We start from the raw sequence: 5,956 nt of genomic DNA, 5'->3' as shown, positions 1-5,956 counted from the left end.
GGGCCCCTTCTCCCTGTCCTACGAGGCCGTCAGCCCCAGGTGATCAGGCGCTTCGGGCGCTCCAGCAGCGCGGCCACGTCGGCCAGCACCTTGGAGCCCAACTCCCCGTCCACCAGGCGGTGGTCGAAGGAGAGCGCGAGCGTGGTCACCTGGCGGGGGACCACCTTGCCCTTGTGCACCCACGGCAGCTCCCGGACCGCGCCGAAGGCCAGGATGGCGGCCTCGCCCGGGTTGAGGATCGGGGTGCCGGTGTCGACGCCGAAGACGCCGACGTTGGTGATGGTGACCGTCCCGCCCTGCATGTCGGCCGGCGAGGTCTTGCCCTGACGGGCGGTGTCGACCAGCTCGCCGAGCGAAGTGGCCAGCCCGGCAAGGGTCTTGGACCCGGCGTCCTTGATGTTCGGGACGATCAGGCCGCGCGGGGTGGCCGCGGCGATGCCGAGGTTCACCTGGCCCTTGAGGACGATCTCCTGCGCCGCCTCGTCCCACTGGGCGTTGATCCCGGGGTGCCGCTTGATCGCGGTGAGCAGCGCCTTGGCGACGATCAGCAGCGGGCTGACCCGGACGTCCCGGCCCAGCTCGCCGCTCTCCTTGAGCCGGCGGACGAACTTCATCGTGCGGGTCACGTCGACCTGCACGAACTCGGTGACGTGCGGGGCGGTGAAGGCCGAGGCCACCATCGCCTGCGCGGTCGCCTTGCGGACGCCCTTGATCGGCACCCGGACGTCGCCCGCGGCGGGCCCGGAGACCGGGGCCGCGACGGCCTCGGCCATCTCGACCGCCGCGGCCACGACCGGCTCGACGGCCGGAGCCGGCGGAGCGGCCTGGGCGGCGGCTGCGTGGGCGTGCAGGTCCTCGCGGGTGATCACGCCGCCCGGACCGGTCGGGGTGACGGCCCGCAGGTCGATGCCCAGGTCCTTGGCCAGCTTGCGCACCGGAGGTTTGGCCAACGGGCGGTCCCCGACCGGCACTTCGGCCACCGGGGCCGGAACCGCCGGGGCCGGAGCGACCGGAGCGACCGGGGCCGGCGGCGCGGCCTTCGTTGTGGTGGTCGTCGTCGTGGTCCGTCGGGCCCGGCGCTGGGCCGTACCGGTGCGCGGGCCGTACCCGACCAGCACCTCGCGCCGCTCGGGCTCGGCCTCCTCGGCGGGAGCCGGTGCCGGAGCCGCGACCGCGACCGCGGCGACGGGAGCGGCCGGAGCCGCGGCCCCCGCCTCCCCGGCGACCGCGACCGAGATGATCACGGTGCCGACGTCGACCGTCGAGCCCTCGGGGAAGTACAGCTGCTCGACCACCCCGTTGAACGGGATGGGCAGCTCCACGGCCGCCTTGGCGGTCTCCACCTCGCAGACGACCTGCCCGTCGGTGACGGTGTCACCGGGCTTGACGTACCAGCTGAGGATCTCGGCCTCGGTGAGCCCCTCGCCCACGTCGGGCATCTTGAACTCGCGGAGCGAGCGAACTTCGGTGGTCATCTTCGCTCCCCGGAATCAGTACGCGAGCGCGCGGTCGACGGCGTCGAGCACGCGGTCCAGGTCGGGGAGGAAGGCCTCCTCGACCCGGGACGGCGGGTACGGCGCGTGGTAGCCGCCGACCCTCAGAACCGGTGCCTCCAGGTGGTAGAAGCACTTCTCGGTGAGCCGTGCGGCCAACTCGGCGCCCATGCCCAGGAAGACGGGTGCCTCGTGCACCACCACGGCCCGGCCGGTGCGCTTGACCGACTCCTCCAGGGTGGCGAAGTCCACCGGGGAGAGCGAGCGCAGGTCGACGACCTCCAGCCGGCGGCCGTCCTCCTCGGCGGCCTTGGCGGCCTCCAGGCAGACCTTGACCATCGGGCCGTACGCGATCAGCGTCGCGTCGGCGCCGGGCCGGACGATCCGGGCGTCGTGCAGACCGAGGTCGGCGGCGTCGCCGACCTCGCCCTTGTCCCAGTAACGGCGCTTGGGCTCCAGGAAGACGACCGGGTCGTCGGACTCGATCGACTGCCGCAGCATCCAGTGCGCGTCGTGCGCGTTGGCCGGGGTGACCACCCGCAGGCCCGCGGTGTGCGCGAAGTACGCCTCGTGCGACTCGCTGTGGTGCTCGACCGCGCCGATGCCACCCGCGTAGGGGATGCGCACGGTGACCGGCAGCTTGACGTGGCCCAGCGCACGGGCGTGCATCTTGGCCAGCTGGGAGACGATCTGGTCGAAGGCCGGGTAGACGAAGCCGTCGAACTGGATCTCCACGACGGGGCGGTAGCCGCGCAGCGCCAGGCCGATCGCGGTGCCCACGATGCCGGACTCGGCGAGCGGGGTGTCGATCACCCGGTCCTCGCCGAAGTCCTTCTGGAGGCCGTCGGTGATCCGGAAGACGCCGCCGAGCTTGCCGATGTCCTCGCCCATCAGGACGGTCTTCGGATCGTTCTCCAGCGACTTGCGCAGGGCCCCGTTCAGGGCCTTGGCGATGCTCAGCTGACCGGCCATCAGTGGGTCTCCCCCGCCTCGAAGGAGGCCGCGTACTCGACGTACTCGGCCCGTTCCTCATCGACCAGTGTGTGCGGCTCGCTGTACACGTGGTCGAAGATCAGGGTCGGGTCCGGGTCCGGCATGCCGCGCACGCCCTCGCGCACCCGCAGCCCCAGCTGCTCGCTCTCGGCGTCGACGGCGGCGAAGAACTCCTCGTCGGCCAGGCCCTCCTTCTCCAGGAGGGCGCGGAGCCGGGTGATCGGGTCCTTGGCCTTCCAGGCCTCGGTCTCGTCGGCGTGCCGGTAGCGGGTGGGGTCGTCGGAGGTGGTGTGGGCACCCATCCGGTAGGTGAACGCCTCGATCAGCACCGGGCCGTTGCCGTTGCGCGCGTGGTCGAGCGCCCAGCGGGTGACCGCCAGGCAGGCCAGCACGTCGTTGCCGTCGACCCGGACCCCCGGGAAGCCGAAGCCGGAGGCGCGGCGGTACAGCGGGATCTTGGTCTGGGTGGTGGTGGGCTCGGAGATCGCCCACTGGTTGTTCTGGCAGAAGAAGACCACCGGCGCGTTGTAGACCGAGGCGAAGGTGAAGGCCTCGTTGACGTCGCCCTGGCTGGAGGCGCCGTCGCCGAAGTACGCGATCACCGCGTCGTCGGCGCCGTCCTTGCTGATGCCCATCGCGTAACCGGTGGCGTGCAGGGCCTGCGCGCCGATCACGATGGTGTACAGGTGGAAGTTCTTCTCGTTCGGGTCCCAGCCGCCGTGGTTCACACCGCGGAACATGCCGAGCAGGTTCAGCGGGTCGACGTCGCGGCACCAGGCCACGCCGTGCTCGCGGTAGGTCGGGAAGGCGTAGTCACCGGGGCGCAGGGCGCGGCCGGAGCCGACCTGGGCGGCCTCCTGGCCGAGCAGCGAGGCCCACAGGCCCAGCTCGCCCTGGCGCTGGAGCGCGGTGGCCTCGCCGTCGAACCGGCGCACCAGCACCAGGTCGCGGTAGAGGGCGAGCAGCTCCTCGGGAGTGGTGGTGAGGGGGTAGTCCGGGTGCTCGACCCGCTCGCCTTCCGGCGTGAGCAGCTGGACGAGCTCCGGCTGGGCGTCCTCGCCCGTCGCGCGGAGGGTGTCAGGGACGGAGGGGGCCGCCTTCTTGCGGGCCCTCGCCGTGCTTTTGACGGTCACGTTCACTCCTCGGTCTGTCCGGCCGCCCGGGGTCGCCGGTGACCGGTCCGGTCACCGCCTCGCGGGGCGCGCGTGGGTGTGCGCTCCCACAGCGGGGCAGGTGGTGATCCTGTTCCGACGGCGTCCCTCACGAGAACGTTACCCAGCGTCCGCCTCCGGCGCGCTTGCGCTAGGACGTCCTACTTGTTCAGGGTCTACAACCCCGAGGGTGCCGCGTTCGGCTCGCCGTCGGAAGGGTGGGGGTGACGGTCGGCGTGACGCAGCTCTCAATTCGAGCGCCTTCAGGACACCAGCGCACGTTATCCGGGCAGACGCCCGTACGTAAGGGGGTTCTCGGTATCGGTTTCGGACGGCTCTGGCCGAATCACGTCTTGACGGAGGTATGAACGATAGGTCTTTCGTACGGTGATATGGGAGGCTTTGGATGTGACTGATAACGGACAAATCAGGGTATTCCTGCTCGACGATCACGAGGTCGTCCGGCGGGGCGTGCACGATCTGCTCTCGGTCGAGGACGACATCGAGGTGGTCGGCGAGGCCGGCACGGCCACCGAGGCGCTCACCCGGATCCCCGCGGTCCACCCGGACGTCGCGGTGCTCGACGTCCGCCTGCCGGACGGCAACGGGGTCGAGGTCTGCCGCGAGATCCGCTCCAAGCTGCCCGAGATCAAGTGCCTGATGCTGACCTCGTTCTCGGACGACGAGGCGCTGTTCGACTCGATCATGGCCGGCGCCTCCGGCTACGTGCTGAAGGCGATCCGCGGCACCGACCTGATCACCGCCGTCCGGGACGTCGCCGCCGGCCGCTCGCTGCTCGACCCGGTCGCCACCAGCCGGGTGCTCGCCCGGCTGCGCGACGGCGGCGAGAAGGAGGACGAACGGCTCTCCCAACTCACCAAGCAGGAACGGCGGATCCTCGATCTGATCGGCGAAGGTATGACAAATCGTCAGATCGGCAACGAGTTGCACCTCGCCGAGAAGACGGTGAAGAACTACGTCTCCAGTCTGCTCGCCAAGATGGGCATGGAGCGACGCACCCAGGCGGCCGCGTTCGTGGCACGGCACCAGGCCGATCACCAGTACTGACCGTACAACTGCACAGAACTGACGGCTTGTCAAGGGCCCCCGCAAGGGGGCCATAACCTCTGCACGTGACTTTCAGCCAGACCCTCGCCTGCGCCCCGGCCCGCCCCGACCTCTCCGCACCGCCGATGGGGACCCTCAGCCCGCCCGTCCCGTACAACGCGCTCGCCGAGGTCCTGGCCCGCTACCGGGTGGGGCGGCCACTGACCGTCGAACCAGTCGCGGAGGGCCTGTTGAACCGGGGGTACCTGGTCACCACCGAGGCCGGTCCGTACTTCCTGAAGTGCTACGTCGACGCCGCCACCGCCAGCCGCCCGAAGATCCTCGCCCACCACCGCGCGATGGCCGCGCTGAACACCCTCGGACTGCCCGTCGCGCCCCCGCTGGCCTGCGCCGAAGGGGGCGGCACGGTGGCCTCCCGGGGCGGCCGGATGTTCGCCCTGTTCCCCTGGGTCGAGGGCCGGCACCGGCACGGCGACGAACTCGGCCCGGAGCGGTGCGACGAACTCGGCACGCTGCTCGGCCGACTGCACGGCGCGCTCGACGACGTCTGCGCCCCCTTGCCACAACCCTCCGGCTACCACAGCGCCGACCCGGCCGAGAGCGCCGAACTCGCCCGCGACCTGCGGCTCCGCGCCCAGGAGCACCGCCCATCCGGGGAGTTGGACGCGCTGGTGGAGCACCGGCTCACGGAACGGCTGGAACTGCTCGCCGAGCACGCCCACCGCCGCCCCGCCCCGGAGGCCGCGCCGCCCACCGGCTGGACCCACGGCGACTTCCACGGCCTCAACCTGCTGTACGGGCCGAACCGCGAGGTGGCGGCCGTCCTGGACTGGGACAAGCTCGGCGCGCAGCCACGCGCCGAGGAGGCCGTCCGGGCCGCCACGCTGCTCTTCAACGACCGTTCCTCCGGCGCCCTGGACCTGGTCCGGGTCCGCCGCTACTCCCAGGCCTACCGGGCCTCCGGCGCCGCCACCGCCGAGCACCTGGCCGCCGCCGTCCACCGAGTCTGGTGGGAGCGGCTGAACGACTTCTGGATGCTCCAGTGGCGCTACCAGCGGGCCGACCACCGGGCCGACCCGCTCTACCCGGCCTCCGCGGGCCAGTTGGCGTGGTGGTGCCAGGAGTACGAGCAGGTCCTGGACGCCTTCGCCAACTGACGGCGCCGAAACGACGGGCGGGCCGACCGGTTCGACACCCGGGGGGCCGCGCCCGCGGGTCTGCCGGCGGGTGTGCCGGCGGTCCGGCCTTGGC

The 5,956-nt window shown here is 71.7% G+C and carries 5 protein-coding genes; 2 read left to right on the top strand and 3 right to left on the bottom strand.

Annotated elements, in window-relative coordinates; translation table 11 throughout:
- Positions 1 to 29 precede the first annotated feature (29 nt).
- The 3 genes from ACFRMQ_RS36955 to pdhA are packed head-to-tail and all read right to left on the bottom strand — an operon-like array spanning position 30 to position 3,619.
- The gene (locus ACFRMQ_RS36955) at positions 30 to 1,475 is read right to left on the bottom strand and encodes a dihydrolipoamide acetyltransferase family protein (RefSeq protein WP_380735227.1); all 1,446 of its coding nucleotides are present in this window, start codon (positions 1,473 to 1,475) and stop codon (positions 30 to 32) included.
- A 15-nt stretch (positions 1,476 to 1,490) separates the two neighbouring features.
- Positions 1,491 to 2,465, bottom strand: a complete 975-nt coding sequence (locus ACFRMQ_RS36950; protein ID WP_380735226.1) for an alpha-ketoacid dehydrogenase subunit beta — start codon at positions 2,463 to 2,465, stop codon at positions 1,491 to 1,493.
- Complete coding sequence (gene pdhA, locus ACFRMQ_RS36945) at positions 2,465 to 3,619, bottom strand: pyruvate dehydrogenase (acetyl-transferring) E1 component subunit alpha (protein WP_380735224.1); 1,155 nt, start codon at positions 3,617 to 3,619, stop codon at positions 2,465 to 2,467. The genes ACFRMQ_RS36950 and pdhA overlap by 1 nt, the downstream gene beginning before the upstream one ends.
- Positions 3,620 to 4,045: 426 nt before the next feature.
- Between pdhA and ACFRMQ_RS36940 the strand changes: the two genes are divergently transcribed.
- Positions 4,046 to 4,705, top strand: coding sequence for a response regulator (locus tag ACFRMQ_RS36940; protein ID WP_380735222.1), 660 nt, complete (start codon positions 4,046 to 4,048; stop codon positions 4,703 to 4,705).
- A 65-nt stretch (positions 4,706 to 4,770) separates the two neighbouring features.
- Positions 4,771 to 5,862: a phosphotransferase gene (locus ACFRMQ_RS36935; protein ID WP_380735221.1), complete on the top strand. Its 1,092-nt coding sequence runs from the start codon at positions 4,771 to 4,773 to the stop codon at positions 5,860 to 5,862.
- Positions 5,863 to 5,956: the final 94 nt, after the last annotated feature.

Origin of the sequence: Kitasatospora sp. NPDC056783 (assembly GCF_042789895.1) — a bacterium.
Classification (GTDB): domain Bacteria; phylum Actinomycetota; class Actinomycetes; order Streptomycetales; family Streptomycetaceae; genus Kitasatospora.
This window is presented reverse-complemented; position numbering and strand designations above follow the sequence as displayed.